Origin of the sequence: Xenorhabdus sp. NBAII XenSa04 (assembly GCF_963866145.1) — a bacterium.
GTDB classification, from domain to species: Bacteria; Pseudomonadota; Gammaproteobacteria; order Enterobacterales; family Enterobacteriaceae; genus Xenorhabdus; species Xenorhabdus indica.
Window position 1 is genome coordinate 1 of the sequence record NZ_CAWMEB010000038.1, and the last position, 21,528, is coordinate 21,528.

The 21,528-nt window shown below is 43.1% G+C and carries 22 protein-coding genes; 4 read left to right on the top strand and 18 right to left on the bottom strand.

What is annotated here, in order from left to right; all coding sequences use genetic code 11:
• The 10 genes from AAC147_RS01820 to gntX all read right to left on the bottom strand — a co-directional run.
• Positions 1-755, bottom strand: a 755-nt coding sequence (locus tag AAC147_RS01820; protein ID WP_052189756.1) for a hydrolase, incomplete at its 3' end; no start/stop codon positions are given.
• Between the two features lie 133 nt (positions 756-888).
• Positions 889-2,076: a YhfX family PLP-dependent enzyme gene (locus tag AAC147_RS01825; protein ID WP_047685108.1), complete on the bottom strand. Its 1,188-nt coding sequence runs from the start codon at positions 2,074-2,076 to the stop codon at positions 889-891.
• Between the two features lie 103 nt (positions 2,077-2,179).
• Positions 2,180-2,542 (bottom strand): hypothetical protein, encoded by a 363-nt coding sequence (locus AAC147_RS01830; protein ID WP_047685111.1) that lies wholly within the window; start codon positions 2,540-2,542, stop codon positions 2,180-2,182.
• Between the two features lie 78 nt (positions 2,543-2,620).
• A complete protein-coding gene (gene yhfZ / locus AAC147_RS01835; protein ID WP_081989130.1) occupies positions 2,621-3,529 on the bottom strand; it encodes a GntR family transcriptional regulator YhfZ in 909 nt (302 codons plus the stop codon).
• Positions 3,530-4,180: 651 nt separating this feature from the next.
• Entirely contained in the window at positions 4,181-5,686 is a 1,506-nt protein-coding gene (gene glpD / locus AAC147_RS01840; protein WP_047685117.1) for a glycerol-3-phosphate dehydrogenase, read from the bottom strand.
• 311 nt (positions 5,687-5,997) lie between these two features.
• On the bottom strand, positions 5,998-6,756 hold the full coding sequence (locus tag AAC147_RS01845; RefSeq protein WP_047685119.1) for a DeoR/GlpR family transcriptional regulator: 759 nt from the start codon (positions 6,754-6,756) through the stop codon (positions 5,998-6,000).
• A 58-nt stretch (positions 6,757-6,814) separates the two neighbouring features.
• Entirely contained in the window at positions 6,815-7,651 is an 837-nt protein-coding gene (gene glpG / locus AAC147_RS01850) for a rhomboid family intramembrane serine protease GlpG (protein ID WP_047685122.1), read from the bottom strand.
• Positions 7,652-7,775: 124 nt separating this feature from the next.
• Positions 7,776-8,099: a thiosulfate sulfurtransferase GlpE gene (gene glpE, locus AAC147_RS01855; protein WP_047685124.1), complete on the bottom strand. Its 324-nt coding sequence runs from the start codon at positions 8,097-8,099 to the stop codon at positions 7,776-7,778.
• Positions 8,100-8,242: 143 nt separating this feature from the next.
• A complete protein-coding gene (gene nfuA / locus AAC147_RS01860; RefSeq protein ID WP_038264683.1) occupies positions 8,243-8,818 on the bottom strand; it encodes a Fe-S biogenesis protein NfuA in 576 nt (191 codons plus the stop codon).
• A gap of 59 nt (positions 8,819-8,877) precedes the next feature.
• Positions 8,878-9,561, bottom strand: a complete 684-nt coding sequence (gntX, locus tag AAC147_RS01865; RefSeq protein WP_047685127.1) for a DNA utilization protein GntX — start codon at positions 9,559-9,561, stop codon at positions 8,878-8,880.
• Between the two features lie 54 nt (positions 9,562-9,615).
• Here gntX and bioH point away from each other — a divergent pair, with 54 nt between their 5' ends.
• Positions 9,616-10,395, top strand: coding sequence for a pimeloyl-ACP methyl ester esterase BioH (gene bioH / locus AAC147_RS01870; protein ID WP_047685132.1), 780 nt, complete (start codon positions 9,616-9,618; stop codon positions 10,393-10,395).
• Positions 10,396-10,465: 70 nt separating this feature from the next.
• On the opposite strand, the gene AAC147_RS01875 is transcribed toward bioH, so the two are convergent.
• From AAC147_RS01875 to AAC147_RS01910, 8 genes are all read right to left on the bottom strand, one after another.
• The gene (locus tag AAC147_RS01875) at positions 10,466-10,909 is read right to left on the bottom strand and encodes an OsmC family protein (RefSeq protein WP_047685134.1); all 444 of its coding nucleotides are present in this window, start codon (positions 10,907-10,909) and stop codon (positions 10,466-10,468) included.
• Between the two features lie 109 nt (positions 10,910-11,018).
• Entirely contained in the window at positions 11,019-11,480 is a 462-nt protein-coding gene (locus AAC147_RS01880) for an RES family NAD+ phosphorylase (RefSeq protein WP_047685137.1), read from the bottom strand.
• The gene (gene parS, locus AAC147_RS01885; RefSeq protein ID WP_047685139.1) at positions 11,477-11,923 is read right to left on the bottom strand and encodes a type II RES/Xre toxin-antitoxin system antitoxin; all 447 of its coding nucleotides are present in this window, start codon (positions 11,921-11,923) and stop codon (positions 11,477-11,479) included. Before parS ends, AAC147_RS01880 begins: the two co-directional genes overlap by 4 nt.
• Positions 11,924-12,027: 104 nt before the next feature.
• Positions 12,028-12,267: a FeoC-like transcriptional regulator gene (locus AAC147_RS01890; RefSeq protein WP_047685142.1), complete on the bottom strand. Its 240-nt coding sequence runs from the start codon at positions 12,265-12,267 to the stop codon at positions 12,028-12,030.
• Positions 12,268-12,275: 8 nt separating this feature from the next.
• Positions 12,276-14,603: a Fe(2+) transporter permease subunit FeoB gene (gene feoB / locus AAC147_RS01895; protein WP_047685171.1), complete on the bottom strand. Its 2,328-nt coding sequence runs from the start codon at positions 14,601-14,603 to the stop codon at positions 12,276-12,278.
• Between the two features lie 68 nt (positions 14,604-14,671).
• Entirely contained in the window at positions 14,672-14,902 is a 231-nt protein-coding gene (gene feoA / locus AAC147_RS01900) for a ferrous iron transporter A (protein WP_047685144.1), read from the bottom strand.
• Between the two features lie 315 nt (positions 14,903-15,217).
• Entirely contained in the window at positions 15,218-15,742 is a 525-nt protein-coding gene (locus tag AAC147_RS01905; protein ID WP_047685150.1) for a hypothetical protein, read from the bottom strand.
• A 343-nt stretch (positions 15,743-16,085) separates the two neighbouring features.
• The gene (locus tag AAC147_RS01910) at positions 16,086-18,434 is read right to left on the bottom strand and encodes a Tex family protein (protein ID WP_047685152.1); all 2,349 of its coding nucleotides are present in this window, start codon (positions 18,432-18,434) and stop codon (positions 16,086-16,088) included.
• A 362-nt stretch (positions 18,435-18,796) separates the two neighbouring features.
• Between AAC147_RS01910 and greB the strand changes: the two genes are divergently transcribed.
• The 3 genes from greB (at position 18,797) to AAC147_RS01925 (ending at position 21,361) form a co-directional block, all read left to right on the top strand.
• Positions 18,797-19,282, top strand: coding sequence for a transcription elongation factor GreB (gene greB / locus AAC147_RS01915; protein WP_047685155.1), 486 nt, complete (start codon positions 18,797-18,799; stop codon positions 19,280-19,282).
• A 171-nt stretch (positions 19,283-19,453) separates the two neighbouring features.
• Positions 19,454-20,173: an osmolarity response regulator transcription factor OmpR gene (ompR, locus tag AAC147_RS01920; RefSeq protein ID WP_047685160.1), complete on the top strand. Its 720-nt coding sequence runs from the start codon at positions 19,454-19,456 to the stop codon at positions 20,171-20,173.
• A 69-nt stretch (positions 20,174-20,242) separates the two neighbouring features.
• Positions 20,243-21,361 (top strand): ATP-binding protein, encoded by a 1,119-nt coding sequence (locus AAC147_RS01925; RefSeq protein WP_052189753.1) that lies wholly within the window; start codon positions 20,243-20,245, stop codon positions 21,359-21,361.
• Positions 21,362-21,528: the final 167 nt, after the last annotated feature.

Below are 21,528 nucleotides of genomic sequence, written 5' to 3' on the forward strand. Positions count from 1 at the left end.
CCACGTTTGGCAACCGCCTGCAACATCGCAATGCGGCGGCTGTCTGGATAGTAATTGTTTTTACCAATAGTATCGAATTGTACCCATGCACCTTCTTCAAGTAGGGGAATAATTGTGTCCAGATTGTCTTTCAGGTCACAATGACCAATCGCCACATGTTCAGGGGAAACACCAAATTCCCTGAGGAGCGCCAATTGTTCACGCCCCATAGTGCTTAACGTTGTGTGGGTGGAAATAGGACACCCGGTTGCATGATGAGCCAGAGCTGCCGCTGCAAATACTTTTCGTTCATCTTCGGTGATTTGCCCGAAACTGGAGCCGATCTCTGCAATGACGCTGGCTTTTAACTCCGTACCGTCAATGCCTGTTTCAATGTCAGTGATCATATCTTCGGCAATGTCTTGTATGCTTAATTCGTTGAAATGGGCAGGGAAGAAAGGCTGTTTATAATAACCCGTTGATGCGAGGATGTTGACGTGGGTATCACGTACCAAATTCAGCAGAAAGGGGGCATTGCGTCCCATGTAGCGGTTGGTGACTTCCACAATGTTGCGTAATCCTAGCGTATACAGGTGGCGAAGTTCATTAGCAATTAGCTCGTATTGATCTAACCGACAATCGAGGTTGCCTTTAGCTTCGGATAGATCAATATGTAAATGCTCATGCACATAGGTGTAGCCTGATGTATCAATCCTGGATGAGGAATACGGAGCGGAATGTGTGGGGGTATTCCCAGTCTTTTTCTGGTATTCCATAACTATTCCATAAACAAAACATAACTATTCCGTAAAAAAATAGTTACGCAGCATCATGCTGTAAATCGACTATAGCGAAAATAACATTATTTAAGGGCGGAATAATATTAACTGTAATACCTCTATTGAGTATTTATTGGGTATAGCCATTGTTTTTCCAGTTACCCTGGCTGTCATAAATACCTTCCAGCTTGGGTTCTCCTGACTGAATACCTGAAATTAAGGCGACATCGCTGCGGGTCACAAAAACTTGAGCGCGGAAACACATAATGACTGGGCTACCGATAGGATGGGAGCCTGCTAATGGCAGATGGTAATCAATACAAGGTTCACCTAACCGTAATATGCGTACTGTCTTATATGAACTATTGTTTTCTTGATTCTTGGCAGGAAAAACCAATGCATGCTTCATGTGGCTGCGTTTGTAGTAGCCGCCACCATAACAATAACTGTTGCCATCGTAGTGATGGGATATCTCTGATACATAAACCATAGCGATATGTTCAGGCTCTCGGCCAATGGCATTGGCAGGTATTGTTCCGGTCAGAGCATGTCCGGGTTCTAAATGAGTTGCACCATATTTCGCTAACAGGGGAATGGTGTTACAGCTTGTTGCAGAAGGTGCATTGATTTGTGAAAGGGAAACACCGAGTTGTGCAAGTTTATTGCGTGCTCTGATAAGTGTCTGCAAATTGACGGTTGGCAAAGTTGTCTGATACTGCTCATTCCATGCCAGACAAGGAAAATGGGTCAGGCCACATAGTTTAATACCCGGCATTTGTTTTAAAGCATCAACAGCTTTGTCGATCTCATCAAAGGGAATGCCTGCTTCTTGACAAGTAAAGGACATATCACGTTGAGTAAAGACTTTCAGCATGATGGGCTGAACGCGTCCTAATTTCTCAGCCGCATCCGATATTGCCTGAGCTTTTTCTATTGAAAATACTGTGATTATCTCAGGATTACGCTTAAGCATGGTTTCTATCAGGTGAGTTGGCGTCTGTACCAGATGACCAATGTGACATAACGGTATGTCGTGTTGGCTCAGGCTATAGGCTTCTTTGAAATCTACAGCCACGGCACCAGGATAACCGAGTTCAATCAGTTTCTTGGTCAACCAGGGATTACGACCAAATTGTTTGGTCATCAAATAGAGTTCAATACCATGTTGCTTTGCTGTTTGCAGTAAATGTTGGCCATTATTTAACACTTGGTCGACATCAATGATGTAAGTATCTGGTAAGATAACGCCTTGCTGCCAAAGACTTTTTGCTACTTCAATCAATTTAGGGTTCTGTTTTTTTAATGCATTAATAAACATAGATTTCCCTTCATAGCTGCAAAGCAGCTCGTCTGTGCGAAAAATAAAAACTATTGAAGAATATTAATCTTCATTTTTTTGAATATTTATAGTATAAAAAAGATCAATGAGTTTTTGTTGCAAGTATTAAACCATATAAATTTATCAACAGATAGCCTTCTTCATTAGGATGTAGGGTGAGTGTAAATTTCTCCAGCAGGGAATGATGAATTGTGAGTAGTTGTGAGTAATATCCGGATCGCTCTATTTTTTCCAGAATTTCTTTTTCTATAGGGGAAACGATTTCGCCACGACGTGATCGCATGAAAGCACTTGCCATATGGGTAAGCGCCATTTCACCTTGTGGATGACGGACAGGGATCAACCAGATATCTTCCAGAATATGCACGACATCAAGCATGTTATCGTAGATATCTTTATCGATGACACCACCTTGCAACAGGATAGCTAACCGTTGTTCTACCATCACTTTTTTGTTACACGTCAGAATTTATTTTTTGGTTATTACTTGTTTTGATCGATGCTTGCTATTGGTTAATAGAGGTCAATAAATGGGTTCGATAATACCCGCTACCACATTCTGTTGGTGAGTCAGCAGAGCATCTCTGTCAACCATAGTATGCAAAAGCTGTTGGATAGGAATATTATCTTTACGGGCAAGGATAACGGCTTCGGAAGCTTTGATAAAACATTCACTGTCGTCCGGAAGTTGGGTCATCAGGCCCTCTGCAATTAGCTCGTGACCTTGCCCGACATTCCAGATGGCCGCGTCAATGTGGCCTTTTTTGATTTGATTCAGACATTCATGATAAGAGACCTCGACCAGCTCAATTTCTTTTCCTGCAAAGTACTGATTTGTCATTATTTTCTGGTCGGCTGACGTGCTGTCTAACCCTACACGACGGATGCATTCCATCTCGCCCTGACGAAAGATTAATCGATGTCTGTCTGTATAACTTTGTGTCCCTAGTGATAGCGCAATATAAATATCTTTAATTTCTGGGTGTTGCTCTGCGGCAAGTCTTGATGTTACTGCTAAGTCATAGACTCCATTCAGTAAGCATTCAATGCGGATATCTGAACCTCGCATATGCGCAAAGTAAAAAGGAACTCCTGCACATAATGCTTTTAAACCACTGGCCAGACCCTCATAGGCACGGGTATAAGGAAGGGGCATTGCACAGACCACATTGCCGATATCGGCGTATTCCAGCAACAATTTGTGGTTAATATGCGAGAGAAAACTGCCATTCCGACCACGACGCTTAATCCCAACCGCCTGTGATTGTTCGAGAGATTTTAATGCTGCCTGCATTAAACCTACGGACAACCCACACTCTTTTGCCAGTAATTCTATGGTTTTCAGGCGGTTGCCACATTGTTCAGAGAGGAGATAACGAGCCAAAAATGATTGCGCAATCCCCTCTTTTTTAATGAATGTTTGACTCATCATTACAAGTTTTTATCCATTCTCGTTTATCTTCATAAATTTGAACATAAACCGCAATAAGCGAATTAAAGAAAAGGGAGTAATATCACAATTACGAAATAAATGAAAATTTAAAAAATAATAAAAACTAATATTATCAATATTTTGAAGATATATTTCAATTTTGCATTGAAGATATAAAAATAAGCATTATGGGAGAATATAGGGAAATTACTTGTTTCTCGCTTCTATGTCTGCTGTATTTTTCCGCCTGGGTGGTGATTTTTGCTTCACTATTTGTCATCTTATGAAACAGTTTGATTATATTTTGTTCTTTGTTCTGCCGCAAAGTAATTAATTGGATAGTTACATTTTTTATTTTAATCCTATTAAGTTTTATTCTATTCTGCTGTAAGAAAAGACAAAATACGTATATTTATTGTTCTCAAGTTTTATTTTTGATGATTGTGCTGATATAGCATAGGGTTATTATTGATGAAAATTACAGCAAATGATGTGCTAATAGAAATTGAAGATAGAAATGAGAAAAATAAAAACGGTAACTTTCTCCAATCATTTGGGTATCTTTTATTATTGCTTCCCTAATGGTGGAAATAGAAAATGGCGATAAAAGATTACCGCCATTTTGCAAACATTTTAACGGGCCAGATTAAATCAATCTTGTGATTGCGTTGACTTAACGTTCTGCACCAACCAGTCAGCAATACGCTGTTTTTGTTCATCAGTCAGCCACATACCCAACTTGGTGCGACGCCAGATTGCATCATCCAACTGAGTGACCCACTCATGTGCTACCAGATAACGCAGCTCGGCTTCGTACAGACTGTTACCAAAGAATTCGCCCAAATCTGCCAGCTCATTTGCACCATGCAGAATGATGTTGCTATTGCTGCCGTAAGTGCGGGCATAACGTCGCGCTACTCCTTCTGGCAACCAATTATAGCGTTGACGCAGTAAACGTGCGTATCCATCGCGGTCATAGCCTTCCAGCTCTCCACCAGGCAGTTTGCTATTTTTAGTCCACGCTTTACCAGCGTTTGGATAATATTGTGCCAGTTTATCCATTGCATGTTCGGCGAGTTTACGGTAAGTCGTTAGTTTACCGCCGAAGACAGACAACAATGGTGTTTGCCCCTGCTCATCTTGAACATCCAGCGTGTAATCACGGGTGATAGCCTGTGGTGAATCAGATTCATCATCACATAATGGGCGCACACCGGAGTAAGTCCAGACCACATCAGTACGGCTAAGTTGCTTCTTGAAGTGATCATTATAAACTTTCAACAGATAATCGATTTCTTGATTATCGATTTTGACTTCTTTTGGATCGCCTTTGTATTCAACGTCTGTTGTACCGATAATGGAGAATTCATCATTCCACGGGATCACAAATACGATACGGTTATCTTCGTTTTGCAGGATATAGGCCTGAGGCTCATCGTGAACGCGAGGTACAACGATGTGGCTGCCCTTGATCAGACGGATACCATAAGGAGATTTCAGGTGCAGGCCGTTATCAAAGAAGCTCTTAACCCACGGACCAGTTGCGTTAACCAGACCTTTTGCCTGCCATATTTTGGTCTCACCCGTGGGGAGATCTTTGGCTTCTACCATCCAGTAGCCATTTTCACGCCATGCACGGGTGACTTGAGTACGGGTACGGACCTCACCGCCATGTTTTTGGACTTCCTGCGCATTCAGCACGACCAGACGTGCATCGTCAACCCAACAGTCAGAATATTCAAAGCCACGGCTAATGGAAGGTTTCAGAACTGAGTTTGCACCGAATTTCAGCCCCTTACTACCCGGCAAACTCACACGTTTGCCCAAGTGATCGTAAAGGAACAGGCCAATGCGGATCATCCAGGCCGGGCGCAAGTGTGGCTGGTGTGGAAGACGAAAACGCATAGGGAATGCAATGTGGGGAGCCAGTTTTAATAAGACTTCGCGTTCTGCCAGTGCTTCACTGACCAGTCGGAATTCATAATGTTCCAGATAGCGCAGGCCACCGTGGATCAGTTTGGAACTGGCTGATGACGTGGCACTGGCTAAGTCTTGGCCTTCTAACAGCAGGACAGAAAGTCCTCGGCCAGCAGCATCTGCCGCAATACCAACGCCGTTGATTCCGCCGCCAATAACAATTAAGTCTTTGGTTTCCATTGCATACCCTCTGAAATGTTCGAAACAGTTCTTTAATGTTCGTTTTCGCTCAAGAATTGTAATCAAAAATTCATCAATCGCCAACTATTAACGAGGAAAAAACATATTTGCGTGATGCAGATAACAAATAGTTATCCTTATATATAAGATTAATAAGGAAATTGTCAGAAGCAAATCATAGGCAGTGCGTTACTGTGGGGAGACAAGGAAGAGTGTCTGAAGTTGTGAACAGGAAAAACGTGGGGGTGGGAATAGCCCGCCTGTTTTTCTAGGCGGGACATTAACAAAGTATAACTAACATGATCCTGGTTTTAACACAGTTCCAGTTTAACGTTATATTGTTCGATGATTTTCTGAATGTTGGATGGTGGTGCTTTATCCGTGAACAGAAAATCGATCAGGTTCATAGTACCGAGGTTAACCATGGCGCTGCGGCCAAATTTGGAATGATCTGCAACCAGCATGACGCAGCGCGAATTTTCGATAATTGCGCGTTTGGTTCGGACTTCATGATAATCGAACTCTAACAGAGAACCATCAGAGTCAATGCCGCTAATGCCGAGGATACCGAAATCAAGGCGGAATTGGGAGATGAAATCCAGTGTTGCTTCACCAATGATGCCACCATCACGGGAACGTATTTCGCCACCTGCCAGGATCAGGCGGAAATCTTCTTTTCCCATGAGCAGAGTTGCAACATTAAGGTTGTTGGTGACAATCCGCAAATCCCGATGATCGATTAGTGCGTGAGCTACTGCCTCCGGGGTGGTGCCAATATCAATGAATAAGGTTGCACCATTTGGGATCTGGGTGGCAACTTGCCGGGCAATGCGGGCTTTTTCATCTGACCACATAATTTTGCGATCATGGTAAGCCGTGTTGACGGAGCTGGAGGGTAAAGCGGCACCGCCGTGATGACGTTGGATTTTATTTTTGTCGGCCAATTCGTTCAAATCACGCCGGATTGTTTGTGGGCTGACGTCAAAGTGCTCGACTAGTTCTTCAGTGCTGACATAACCTTGAAGACGCACCAGCTCGATTATTGCATCATGTCGCTGAGTTTGCTTCACAACATTCCCCTAATGTTTTACCTAAATTAATTATAATTGACTGACTTTATTTGGAATATTATTCATTTTTTGGTTTGCGTAAATTGTCCCATAATCCCATCAATAACCCGATGATTAAGCCTGAAAAATGGGCTGCATTGGCGATATTGAGCGAAAACATATTGAAATAGCCAACGAATAACCAAATAACCGAGATAGCGATAAGCCCTCTGGGAGCGCTGACTCCCTTTCCGGGAGACATTTCTCCTGTCAGCCAAACATAACCGATCAGAGCATAGACCACACCGGAAAGCCCACCAAAATGCGAGGCACTGAACAACGATTGTGCCCAACCACTGAAAAATGCAGAAACTATTGTTATTTCAATCAGTTTTGCTGTGTTAATATTTTTTTCAACCTGACTACCGAAATACCACCAAAGCGCCAAATTAAACAGGATATGTAGCAATGAAAAGTGCAGTAATATGGGGCTGATCCAGCGCCACAGTTCCAGATATTGCTCATTATTGGGCCATGCCAGCCAGCGCATAACCTCATTAATTCCAGTAAACTGCATCCAGAGATAAACCAGAATACAGAGCGCAATTATGGCGACAGTTAATGGGCCGGATTGGCTTTTCAGCGTGTTCCAGCTCAGGTTGTTATGGTATTGCAAAGGTATGTTCGATTTACCTGTTTGCCAGCTAGCAGCTTGATAGCGTTCATTAAGCGGATCACGGGCAAATGTGTTGAGTTCTTGTTCAACAAAATTTAATTGGCTTTCATCTTCCAGCCATAATTCAACCACATGCGGTTCATTGGCAGGACGCATGGTCAGATGAATACCCTGCGTCGCCATATAATCAATGAAGGCTTGAGCCAGTCTTGGGTTAGATATTGAAGTTACATGGATCATTGTGCGTTTTATCTGCCTTAAATTGGGGTTAATGGCACAGGAGCTTGTTATGCAGAAATGGACTGTACCGCAGTTAAAGACACCGTACTTAAAGACGCCATAGTAAATAGCAAAAGATTAAAACTTAGTCAGAATGAACAGCATGAGGATAATCTTTTTTCCACTCTTCAAAGCCACCGTTAACGCTATATACGGTTTCGAAACCGATATTGATTAGGTACTGGGCGGCGCCTTGGCTGCTGTGCCCGTGGTAACACATCACCATGACCGGTTGGTCAAAATCAGCTTCTTGCAGGAATTTATTGATAGTTTCATTCGTTAAATGAAATGCACCTGCTACATGCCCTGCACGAAAACTTTGCGGATCACGGATATCCACCATCAGGGCGCTTTTATCGAGCCAGTTTTGGTAGGCTTGTTCAGAGCTTATTGTTTGAAAATGATCCATAAATACTCAATGTTATTTCTTAAATTTTCATTTTAAGGTGTTAGTTTCTTAATAATCTTATTTCATAACTCTACAGCCTTCCCAATTTTGGTATTGGGAAGGCATGATCAAGCGGGCAGAAGTACTAAGAACAGAAAATAAAATTAGTAGTAAGAGTGTTCGCCACGCTGATGTTCGGTCAGGTCTTTGACGCCTTTCAGTTCAGGGAACATCTGTAATAACTGTTTTTCAATCCCTTCTTTCAGGGTGACATCGACCATAGAACAACCGTTGCAACCACCACCAAATTGCAGGATGGCATAACCATCATCGGTGATTTCCATCAGGCTGACACGGCCACCATGACCTGCGAGTTGAGGATTGATCTGTGATTGCAGGAGATATTCAACGCGCTCAATCAGTGGTGCATCGTCAGCCACTTTACGCATCTTGGCGTTTGGTGCTTTCAGGGTCAGTTGGGAGCCAAGCTGGTCAGTCACAAAATCAATGACAGCCTCTTCCAGAAAAGGAGCACTGACTTCATCAACATAGGCAGAAAGCTTGTCAAATTTTAATTCGGTATCAGTGGCTTCAACAGCATCAGGTGGGCAATAGGAAACACCGCATTCCGCCGTCGGCGTTCCTGGATTAATGACAAAAACGCGGATTTGTGTACCCGGTTCTTGATTTGCCAGTAGCTTGGCAAAGTGCGCTTGCGCTGCTTCAGTAATATTAATCATGTCATTTGCTCAATAGTTGACTGTTCTAGTTGGTTATAATACGCCCATTCATGAAGGAACTACAAGGTTCGGCATATTGCCCACGCTTGCACGGAGCGGGCACCCGCACGAATTAACAACTGTGTGGTTTCGTGCAGAGTTGTGCCTGTGGTGATCACATCATCGAAAATGGCGACATGTTGATCAGTAAAATTGCCGCGCAATTGAAAGGCATGCTTAAGATTGGTTTTCCTTTGGGCGGCAGATAAGCCCCGTTGTGTGAGTGTAGCACGTGTGCGTTGTAAAATATTGGGTTGATATTGGCATCGCAACCAACGTGCCAAAGGGTTGATGATAAGTTCAACCTGGTCAAACCCTCGCCGCCAGCGCTTCTGATGGTACAGGGGAATGCCAAGTATGTAATCCGGTTTGCTCCAACGGCCTTCACGATAACCTTGTAACCAATGCAGAAGAAACAGACGAGCCAATACTGTCGCTATTTGTGGTGAGCCATGATATTTGTAACGACGGATAAGCTGGCTCAACGGTGGAACGTAATCAGTAACAGCGATAAGCCGTTGCCATGGAGGTGGATTTTTCAGGCAGCGGCCACAGAGGAAATCACTGGATTCGGCAGGTAACGCGCAACGCGGACAAACTCGTTCTAATCGTTTTAGTCCCTGGTTGCAGATATGGCAGATTCCATGATGGGCAAAATACAAATTTTGATGGCATAGCCAACAGTGTCCAACCATTGTTAGCATAGTTTTCTTCCTTGATGAAAAATCCCTGATGACAAATTAAAGGTGAGAATAACAATGGGTAAGTTATTTTGGCAGACTTTAGGTGAAGTTCCTCGTGATATTGTGATGCTGCATGGATGGGGGCTGAATGCTGAAGTTTGGCGTTCAGTGGAAACGCGACTGGCTTCGCATTTTCGTTTACATTTAGTGGACTTGCCGGGATATGGTCGTAGTCAGCTGTATCCGGCTATGACACTGAAAGAGATGGCCGAGACAGTGTGGCAACAGGCACCAAAAAATGCCTTGTGGCTTGGATGGTCGTTGGGAGGATTGGTTGCTAGTCAGATTGCGTTAGATCATCCTGAACACGTGGCTGGATTAATCACAGTGGCATCTTCCCCAAAATTCAGTGAAGACGGGGATTGGCCGGGAATCAAACCAACTGTTCTGAGCGTTTTCAAACACCAACTGAGCGAAGATTTCCAGAAAACTATTGAGCGTTTTCTGGCACTGCAAACGTCGGGAACAGATAGCGCGCGTCAGGATGCCCGTTTACTGAAATCGGTGGTATTGAACCAACCGATGCCAACCGTGGAAGTACTCAATGCAGGGCTGGAAATGCTGTGCACAGAGGATTTGAGGGCTGAATTGGCACAGCTTCAATTACCTTTCTTACGCATCTATGGCTATCTTGATGGTTTAGTGCCACGCAAGATTGCGGCATTACTTGACAGCCAGTGGTCGCATACCCGCTCTGTCACTATGCGCAATGCGGCTCATGCACCATTTGTTTCTCATCCTGATGAGTTTGTGGATGTATTGATGGATTTTGTGGATGGTGAAATAGCTTATTGATAATTACATATAAAAAAATTACCCATAACAACAATGTCATGGGTAATAAATATTACGGGGAATTTATCACTTATCTGACAGGATAAATTTCAGTTACCATTTCCGGCGTATTGACGATAGTATCGAGTATAGGGCAATTACTTTCTACAAATTGAATAAAGTCGCGAATTTCTTGGTCAGTATTATCTGCCTTTATATAATATTTTGACGTGATTTTGGAAAAACCGATTTTGGCATTTTTATTTTTACCGGTGAAACCGTCAGTATCTAATTCGCCTTCCATTTTTATCTGAATATCGATTAAATTGATTTTATGTTTGCGAGCAAAACTTTTCGCTACAATACACTGACAGGCTCCGAAAGCTGAAAGAAGTGCTTCTACAGGGTTCATGGCTTCATCTGTTCCACCCAAATTTTTGGGTTCATCCACATGAAAGGTAAAACCTCGTGATGAGCACTTCATTTTCAGGTGACCAGCAGATTCTATTGTTGCAGCAAATAACTCTTTAGGCATATTAGTATCCTCAGGTTATTAATAATAATAAAACTGCATATGTAATAATAAGAAAACGGTTTTTATTTTTCAATTTATCACGATAGATAAATGAATTACCGTGCTGTTGTTAACGAATTAGACGTTGGTCGAATATAAAGTCTAATTCTTTAACTGATTCAATGGACTTAGAAAATTTAGGGTGGTTCGGGTTGATAATGGCGTTGTTTTCGTAAGGAACGATACAAGAAGGAATGATCAGGGCGAGATTTTCTGCCGCACTTAACCAGCCACTACCTATATCCATAGTTGAAACAGGTGCGGGATCACGCCTCCAGTTATCAGGAAGATAGCTGTGATCCAGGTAATCCACATTTTTATCTGCTAATTCAATAGAAAATAGCTGGTATTCTTCAAGAAGGCTTTCTTTTGAGGTGTGGACATACAATTCTAGTATAGCAAGGGCGATGGAGCTGGACACATAGACAGCATGGTATCCCTTATGATTCCAGCGCCCCCCAAATCTTTTGGCACCATACCCCGTCCATGCTTCATTGGCATGAATGGATTTTACTAATCGGTAAAAAATCATGCAATAACACCATGTTCCAGGCGGCCAATGAGATCCATCACTTCAAGAGCCCCGCTTTCTGTTGAGATAAGGGAAATCGGTGCAATATTACCTAGCCCTTTAACAGGCTCCTTAAGCCAATGATAGGCCGCTTTTTTATCACCATTGAAGAAATTGATGGCTGCATCAAACACGCGAACCAAGCGAGCTATACGTTCGCTTTCATCAGGTGAAAATGGGCGACTAGAACTTTTACGACGTGCAACATTACGTTCATTGATACCAGCAATGCGAAGAATATCGGCCTTAGATATTTCTGAGTCTCGATGAAGATTATCCAGCACATCAAGTGGTAATCCAGCTTGTAAGGTTTCGATCAGATCACTTCCCCGGTTTGCTGGCAGTCCTACAGAGCGCCAGAGAGCTTTCTTACCGACCGTATCATTTGGTACATAGATTCTCATAAATCACTCCCCAAAAATGACAAATGTCATAAAAAATATATGACATTTGTCTATCTTAGGCAAGCTGCTTAAGTATTCTTAATGAGGGAAATATGAGATATTGTTTAATCTTTTATCACTAATTGATACGCCTTAATCTCGCATTTTTGTGTTTCCGGGCACTGCTTACAGCCACCACTCAGGCAGGAGGAAATATCCACTTCCTCCAATTTACCCATTATCACCAGTTGCTTGAGCATGGCTTCTACTATGGACTGTGGTGCTGAAAGCTGATGGCTCAACGATCTAACATCGGTACGTCCATTAAGGGCAACGGTATCCCGGACTTGCAACAGGCTAATCATAATGGCTCCTAGTGACAGCTACCGCCGGAACATTCGCAGTTTCGGTCTTTGGTGCTGTGATCTTTGGTACTATTAAGTGCAATTGTGACTTTACTGCGTGCGCGACGTAAGCCAATAAAGACAAATATATTAAACAGAATGACAGCTAGAATAGTGAGCAAACTGCTTTGCGGATGTGCAGAAAACGTCGCGACCTGATAGAACAGCGCAGACAGAGAATAGGCGACGTTTAATCCCCATAGAATGGAAAAAGTCATCCAGCCACGGCTGGTCTCACGGGCAATAGCTCCCATTACAGAAACACAGGGAACGTATAACAGCACGAAAATCAGGTAGCTATAGGCTGCGATAGTTGAACCAAATTTAACGCTCATCACTCCCATAGAACTACTGTCCATATCGCCATCGCCTTTGCTGGCTTCAATCGGGTTAGACAAAGCACTGAGAGTCAATGCTTCTTTCAAACTATCCCATGTTTCTGTCACTGAACCTTTCAGCTCATCCAGCAAATTAAATTCATCCGGATTGAAGGGTTGTTTAGTGATATTTTCAGCGGTATAAAGCGTATTCAGTGTACCGACAACGACCTCTTTTGCCATTGCTCCCGTGATCAGGCCGACAGTTGCCTGCCAGTTCTCAGCATGTACACCGATAGGCTGAAGGATCGGAGTGATGACTTTACTGACAGACGCCAGAGCAGATTCGTTGATATTGTCCACGGTCTTGCCAGAGAAAGAAAAACTATTGAGAGCGCCGATAAACATACTAGCGGCGACAATCACTTTACCCGCACGGATCACAAATCCTTTCAGACGCTGCCAGGTTTGGATTAGCAGGGTTTTGGCATGGGGAATATGGTATACCGGCAGCTCCATAACAAAAGGTGATGCTTCTCCCCGCATTATGGTGAATTTGAGCAGCAAGCCTGTCAGGATAGCAACGACAATGCCGAGGATATACAGAGAAAAGACAATACTTGCGCCCTGTTTATTAAAGAAGGCTGCGGCAAAGACGGCGAAAATAGCCAGCCGTGCACCACAGGACATAAATGGTGCCATCATGATAGTAATCAGTCTCTCACGTGGAGCATCCAGCGTTCTGGAACCCATCACGGCAGGGACGTTACAACCGAAGCCAACAATCAGTGGGACGAAGGATTTACCCGGCAATCCCAAAGATTGCATCAACCTGTCCATCACAAATGCTGCCCGGGCCATATAGCCAGAGTCTTCAAGGAAAGAAAGAAACAGGTACATCATGCCGATCTGTGGAACCAATGGCAGCATGGTATTGATACCACCTCCGATACCCTGCGCAAGGAAAATCGTCAGCCAGTCGGGGAAGTGGAGTGTATAGCCGAGCCACTGCATACCATCAATGAAAATAGCAGAAGAAGCACCATCAAAGATAGGTTGTAAGGCACCACCAATATTAATCGCCAGTACGAACATGAGGTACATGACAAACAGAAAGATAGGTACACCTAGCCAACGATTGAGGATAACTCTGTCCATCGTCTGAGTCAGTTTATTAGGGATTGCGGAGTGGATATCAGTGACTGCCAGACACAGTGCGTTAATCGTTTGGTAGCGGGCGTCAGCAATAATAAGTTCCGGCTCCTCAATTTGCTGCTGTTGCAGGCGGGTTTTACTTTCAGTCAGTTGCTCCTGAGTCAGGCCCGAACGTGTAAAGCTGTAAATATCTCCTTCCAGTACCTGTAAGCTGAGCCAACGACGTTGTTGTGGATTGAATTTCTCTGAGATCTGGCCGGCGAGAAGAGCGACTTCCTGCAATAAGGTTTTGGGGTAATCAACCAACACAGGCCGAAGAGTTTGTTGATATTGGTCAATGGCATCTTTCAGCGCGTCTATCCCTGTAGAACGGGTAGAAATGAGTGGGATCACTGGACAACCAAGGCGTTGTTCCAGTGCCGCGATATCAATGTTGATATGTTGGCTTTTGGCGATGTCCAACATGTTCAGGGCAAGAATACAGGGAATGCCAAGCTCGATAAGTTGCAACGAAAGATAGAGATTACGTTCCAGATTCGAAGCATCAACGACGTTGATAAACATATCAGCTTCACTACTCAGTATGTAGTGACAGGCAATTTGCTCGTCAATCGAAGTTTGTTCAGAAATGGTAGTAAGAGAATAAGTACCGGGAAGGTCTACAAGATCTATGTGATGATTTTGGGTAGAAAAATGCCCGGTTTTACGTTCAACTGTCACCCCAGACCAGTTACCGACTCGTTGTCGGGAGCCTGTAAGTTGGTTAAATAAAGTGGTTTTCCCAGAGTTGGGATTACCGATCAAACCTATAGTTAATTGCTTCATCATACTTTTTACTGATTAGGAATATTGCATGTCATTACATTCAGTTTAGACTGTAATGAACTTGGACTTCATTCTGCTGAATTTACTGCTAATGTGAGGAGTGCTAAGTCTTTTTTACGGAGGATAAGATTGACTCTGCGTGTTTCTATTTGAATGGGATCGCCCAAGGGTGCTACCCGGATGACCTGAAATGTGGAGCCGGGCAGCATTCCCAGAGATAATAACTTCTGTCTGTATGCTGGATTTATCTGTGGAAAGAATCCCAGAATTTTATAGCTTTGATTTGGAGTCAATAACATATAACATTCCGTCAAAATTAGAAAGTTAGTGATTATGAGAATTATTATCCTCAATAAAGCAAAATTCACAAGAAAAAAGTGCATTAATTATTTTGAATTAAAGTACTAATGAGAATAATATGCAATACCAATGCTATGTATCTATCACGAATGATGATGGAGTAAGTTGATATTAATCAGATTAATGGTGATTTTATTGAAATTAAAGTTATGTAAAGAATGTATGGGGAAGCTAATAACAAGCTCCAATAAGAAATGGAGCTTGTTGCTATTTATTTTTTCTATGAATTTTTCAAATGTATTTTGTTTTATTCATTAATTTTGGGGTGGATGGAGCAGGTCACTTAATGGCACCGGAACACGGGCATCATCCTGGTGCTCACTCCAAAGTGTTGAGTCATACACCCACCATGCTTCAATTTTCAATTCGTAGAAACGGCGTATCGCATTACCATAATAATCAGAGATAGGACGGGATTTTTTCTTTCTGATATTCTCATCCGGATAAGTTTTCAGGAAGAAGTAATCATATGTTTCTTGTAATTCATCGTCGGGGACTTGATAGGCATGGCCAATGAATTGAGAACCTGCGAGTATCAATGATGAGTCAGGCATAGCGATGCTACTGTATATTGTACCGCTGACACAAGGGTTCATACACAGCTCCTGACTGTGTCGGGTATCTTGTTTTGAATACCAAATTAAACTTAATGGATTATATTTAGGAATATAAAAGAGCGTTGATGACCAAACTGATTCTGCGTCTGGATCATTAGTGGCAAGATTAAAAAATCTTATATTGCTGAGTAAGTCAAAACTGCTTTGGACATATTTATTCATAAATTATTCCTTAACAATTTAAATTTTTCTATGTTTTTAATTTTATTAAATAAATTACCATTATTATGGTAAGTGTTATTATGAAATATATTTATTGTTAAATATATTGCGTGATGAATTATACGGGTTATTAATGAGGAACGTCAGCCATTATCACCTATTTAAATTTATTATATCGCCAATAAAATAAAGTCATCACAATGAAGATTATGGTTTTTTTATGTATATAATTGAGAAATGTTTTCAGAAATAGAAATAAGATTACATTAATTAAAATTCGTTTTATTTACCAGAATAAACTGGCCCAGTCGGGCCAGCTCAGGAAATAATTTATTGAAAGAGATTAACGTTTTTTATCAAGAGCGGCAGCCAACGCATCACTCATGATACTGTTGGCCAATGGTGCAGAGTTTGATGAACGGAGATTATAGCGACCTTTGCCATTTTTGCTGCGCTCATTGCTATTACGTTCATGGCGATTCCCCCCCTGAATGCTGCCACGGCGAGCGGGTGCTTCACCCGGCTGTTCATCAAGGCGCATCGTCAGGGCAATACGTTTACGGTTCAGGTCAACATCCATCACCTTGACTTTCACGATATCACCTGTTTTCACGACGGAGTGTGGATCTTCCACAAAGTGATTGGATAGGGAAGAGATATGCACTAATCCATCCTGATGCACGCCAATGTCAACGAAAGCACCAAAGTTGGTGACATTGGTGACAGTGCCTTCCAGAATCATACCTGTTTGCAGATCATTCATTGTTTCAATACCGTCGGCGAAAGTGGCTGTTTTGAACTCAGGACGTGGGTCACGACCGGGTTTCTCCAACTCTTTCAGGATATCGGTGACTGTCGGAATACCGAATTTTTCAGTTGTGAAATCCTGAGCCTTCAAATTGCGCAGAGCGGCTGGATTACCCATCAGTTCCGGCAAAGTCTGTTCTGTTATTGTCAGAATTTTTTCAACGACCGGATAGGCTTCTGGATGAACGGTGGAAGCATCCAGCGGGTTATTGCCCTGATTAATGCGCAGGAAGCCCGCACATTGCAGAAAGGCTTTTGGCCCAAGGCGTTGAACTTTCAATAGTTCTGCACGGTTATTGAAACGACCATTCTCGTCACGCCAATTTACGATATTCTGGGCGACAGAGCGAGTCAGACCGGCTACGCGGGTCAGCAAGGAAACTGATGCCGTATTCAGATCGACACCAACACTGTTTACACAATCCTCAACGACGGTATCCAGTTTTTTGGCAAGCAGGGTTTGGCTGACATCGTGCTGATACTGGCCGACACCAATGGATTTAGGATCGATTTTCACCAGTTCTGCCAGCGGATCTTGTAGACGGCGGGCGATGGAGACAGCTCCACGCAGAGAAACATCCAAATCAGGGAATTCTTGTGCGGCTAGCTCTGAAGCGGAGTAAACAGATGCGCCAGCTTCGCTGACCACGACTTTCTGCGCAGTAACGTCAGGATACTGTTTCTGAACATTGGCAAAGAAACGTTCTGTTTCACGAGATGCAGTACCATTACCGATGGCAACCAGGTCAACATTGTATTTGGTACACAAGGCTGCAACGACGGCTGCTGCTTTGTTTTCCTGACCAGTATGCGGGTAAATGGTATCCGTAGCGAGCAGTTTGCCTGTCGCATCTACAACCGCAATTTTTACTCCTGTGCGGAGACCCGGATCTAATCCCATTGTGGAACGCATTCCCGCAGGTGCTGCCATCAACAGATCGTTCAGGTTACGGGCGAAAACGTTGATCGCTTCATTTTCAGCTTTTTCGCGTAGCGTCCCCATCAGTTCGGTTTCCATATGTAACAGCACTTTAATGCGCCATGTCCAGTTCACGACAGCCTTGCGCCAATTATCAGCCGGCGCGTTATTCAGGCGCAGGTTCAAATGCTCTGTGATGATCTGTTCGCAGTAACTTTCCTTAGGGGATTCTTCAAATTGAGGATCAGCATTCAGGGACAGTTGCAGGATACCTTCATTGCGTCCGCGGAACATGGCAAGGGCGCGGTGGGATGGTACAGAGGTGATGGCTTCATGGTGATCAAAGTAATCGCTGAATTTGGCACCTTCTTCCTCTTTACCCTCAACAACTTTGGCAACCAAATGAGCATTTTTCCACAAATATTCACGTATTTTCACCAACAAAGAGGCATCTTCAGAAAAACGTTCCATCAGGATATAGCGGGCACCATCCAATGCGGCTTTGGTATCTGCAACGCCTTTGTCAGCATGAATATAAGCAGTTGCAGCCGATTCTGGCTCTTGCTGTGGGTCTTGCCACAGCAGGTCTGCCAATGGTTCCAGCCCGGCCTCAATGGCAATCTGCCCACGGGTACGGCGCTTAGGTTTATAGGGCAGATAGAGGTCTTCCAGTTCGGTTTTGCTCAGAGTGGTATTAATGGCTTCAGCCAGTTCAGTCGTTAATTTTCCCTGTTCTTCAATGGATTTCAGGATAGTCTGGCGACGATCTGACAGTTCGCGTAGATAACCAAGGCGGTTTTCAAGCTGGCGAAGCTGTGTATCGTCCAGACCACCGGTGGCCTCTTTACGGTAACGGGCAACAAAGGGAACAGTATTGCCTTCATCAAGTAAGGTAATAGCTGCTAGGACTTGTTGTGGTTGAGCCTGTAGCTCACCAGCAATGATTCGACTTAAAGATTCATTCATGGTCTGTTTTCTTTAACTTTCTCAGCGCCTGTAAATATCAGCAGACAGGGCTAAATTTATCTGATCTACCCTTCATTCAAATGGCTTTTTGATGACAGCAACTTGAAATCCATTAAGTACAGATGCTGACAGGGTTCAAACTTGACTCCATTATATACGTACAGAGCGCAATAATTTCCAGTTTATGCCTTTTATCTTTCAGGTTACCTGTTTTTGGGCTGTTACTTGTTGTTGTGATGCAACTCGAAATCTATCAGGTATAGCACAATATTTCTGTCAGGTTGCGACAGAATTCATCGAATATCTGTACGGTTAGGATATAGTACTGCGCCATTAATCATATTTTCTCAAGTGGGGTTTTCATGGGCAAAAGTAACTACATTACCCGAGAAGGCTGGTTGGCGCTTGATCAGGAACTGAAGTATCTCTGGAAAATTGAGCGCCCAAAAGTCACTCAGGCTGTGTCTGATGCAGCCGCGTTGGGGGATCGTTCAGAGAATGCAGAATATATTTATGGTAAAAAAAGGTTAAGGGAAATTGACCGCCGTGTGCGTTTTTTATCCAAGAGATTGGATGTTCTGCAAATTGTGGATGCTGATCCGCGGCAGGAAGGCAAAGTTTTTTTTGGGGCCTGGGTTAAAGTCGAAAACGAAAACGCCGAAGAATATATTTTTCGCTTAGTGGGGCCGGATGAATTTGACCCTGCCCAAAAATGGATTTCAATTGATTCACCTGTGGCAAGGGCGCTGCTTGGTAAGCAGGTCGATGATGAAATTACCGTCATGACACCTAATGGTAAGGTGGTTTACTGGATATTGGAAATTAGTTACCAGCCATTGGAAGCATAAAAATCAGGTGTAAATGGAAACAGGACAACAAGGATGAAAAACAGAAACATAAGCAATCATTGCCAATATTATAAATATTCATAGAATACATGATCTTAGTGTCTTTTAGAGCTTAGATTTTCTGTGAGAATAATGGATATTGCGAGCATGGAACATCTTGGGAGCTGAAACATGCAAGAGAGTTATAAAATCCTTGTTGTTGATGATGATATGCGTTTACGCGTATTGCTGGAGCGCTATTTATCAGAGCAGGGTTTTCAAGTTCGTTGTGTTGCAAATGCAGAGCAGATGGATCGATTGTTGACCAGAGAATCTATTCAATTGATTGTACTGGATTTAATGCTGCCGGGCGAAGATGGGTTGTCTATCTGTCGAAGATTGAGAAGTCAGCATAACCCGCTCCCCATCATTATGATCTCCGCGAAAGGAGAAGAGGTTGACCGGATTGTTGGTCTGGAAATTGGTGCAGATGATTACCTTGCAAAACCTTTTAACCCGCGAGAACTATTGGCCCGTATCCGTGCTGTCCTGCGCCGTCACTCTAATGAATTGTCTGGCGCCCCGACACCGGATAACGCAATAGTCACTTTTGGTAAGTTTAAGCTGGATCTTGGGACTCGTGAAATGTTTCATAAAGATGAACAACTGTCCCTGACCAGTGGTGAATTCTCTGTACTGAAAGCATTGGTATCTCATCCCCGCGAACCTTTATCACGGGATAAGCTGATGAGTCTGGCACGAGGCAGGGAGTATGGTGCGATGGAGCGTTCCATTGATGTTCAGGTTTCCCGTTTACGTCGTTTGATTGAAGAAGATCCTGCCCATCCTCGTTATATCCAGACTGTTTGGGGACTAGGATATGTTTTTGTTCCTGATGGTAGTAAGGCATGAGTGGTCGAGGTTAGATTAATAATTAGCAAGGCATATATCAATTGTAGTCAAGCATAACTGGAAGAACGCATGAAAAAATTCAGGCTCCCAGGGCATGGTGTATTCCTCTGTGCCTTGTATTGGATATTGGCGATGCTGTTGGGCAGCCTGATGGTCAGTTCTTTGGCCGCTTATCTACTATTATTAGTACTGGAAAAATCATCATCGCTAGGAAAAATATCATTTATCAGTGTATTACCGTATATCTTCATCAGTGTGTTAACGACAGTATTATCAGTTTCTACGGCATTCTGGTTTTATCTGCGTGCCCAAAAACAGCACCTAACTACCATACTGCAAGCAATAATAAAGATGGGAAAAGGGAAAGTCGTTACAGCATTACCTGAATCGGGAGCACCTGCCATCCAGTCAGTTATTCGGGCATTTAATCAAATGTCGGTAAGGGTTAACTCATTGGAGGATGAGCGTGTCATTTTTATGGCAGGCATAAGCCATGACTTACGCACTCCCCTGACTCGTATACGGTTAGCGATCGAAATGGTTGGTGGAGAAGATGATTTCCTGTATGAGTCGATTAATCGTGATATTGAAGAGTGCAACACAATCATTAATCAATTTATCAATTACCAGCGGTCCGGGCTGGATGCCATAATAGGCCGCTGTGAATTAAATCAACTTATTGAGGACGTCATTGGTGCAGAAAAAGCGGTCATGGCAGAGAAGACGAACACGGAAAATAATAGTGCCGAAAAAAGTATCGAAGATAACCTGTCCGCAGCTCCTGTTTTCATTATGGCTAATCCGCTTTCAGTTAAACGTGTTCTGGCGAATATGTTCACTAATGCCCATCGCTATGGCAATGGTTGGATTCGCATCAGTAGTGGGGCTACTGAACAATTTGGCTGGTTTCAAATAGAAGATAATGGGACAGGTATAACACAAGAAGAAGCAACAATTTTGTTTCAGCCTTTCAGGCAGGGAAAACAGAGTTACAGTAATAAACTCCATCATCATAATAGTGGCGTCGGCTTGGGGCTTGCGATTATCCGCCGCATCATCGACAAACATGACGGTTATCTTGACATAGGCAGAAGTGAGAAAGGTGGGTTATCCATTCGCGCCTATATTCCATTGGCGACTGAACCATCCGCTGTAGAACCATCAGTCATAGATCGAGTCTGTTCATAATACGTGTAAGATGTTGGCATAGTGAAATAACTGCAACATAACGCTTTGGAGTCGTGACCAGCAATTCTAAAAATCAATTCTTAGAGAGCGATATTGATTTACATTAAGATATTCTGCTTTATATTTTTTATTTAAGTTAACGCGATACTCGACTTTTATGATGAGTT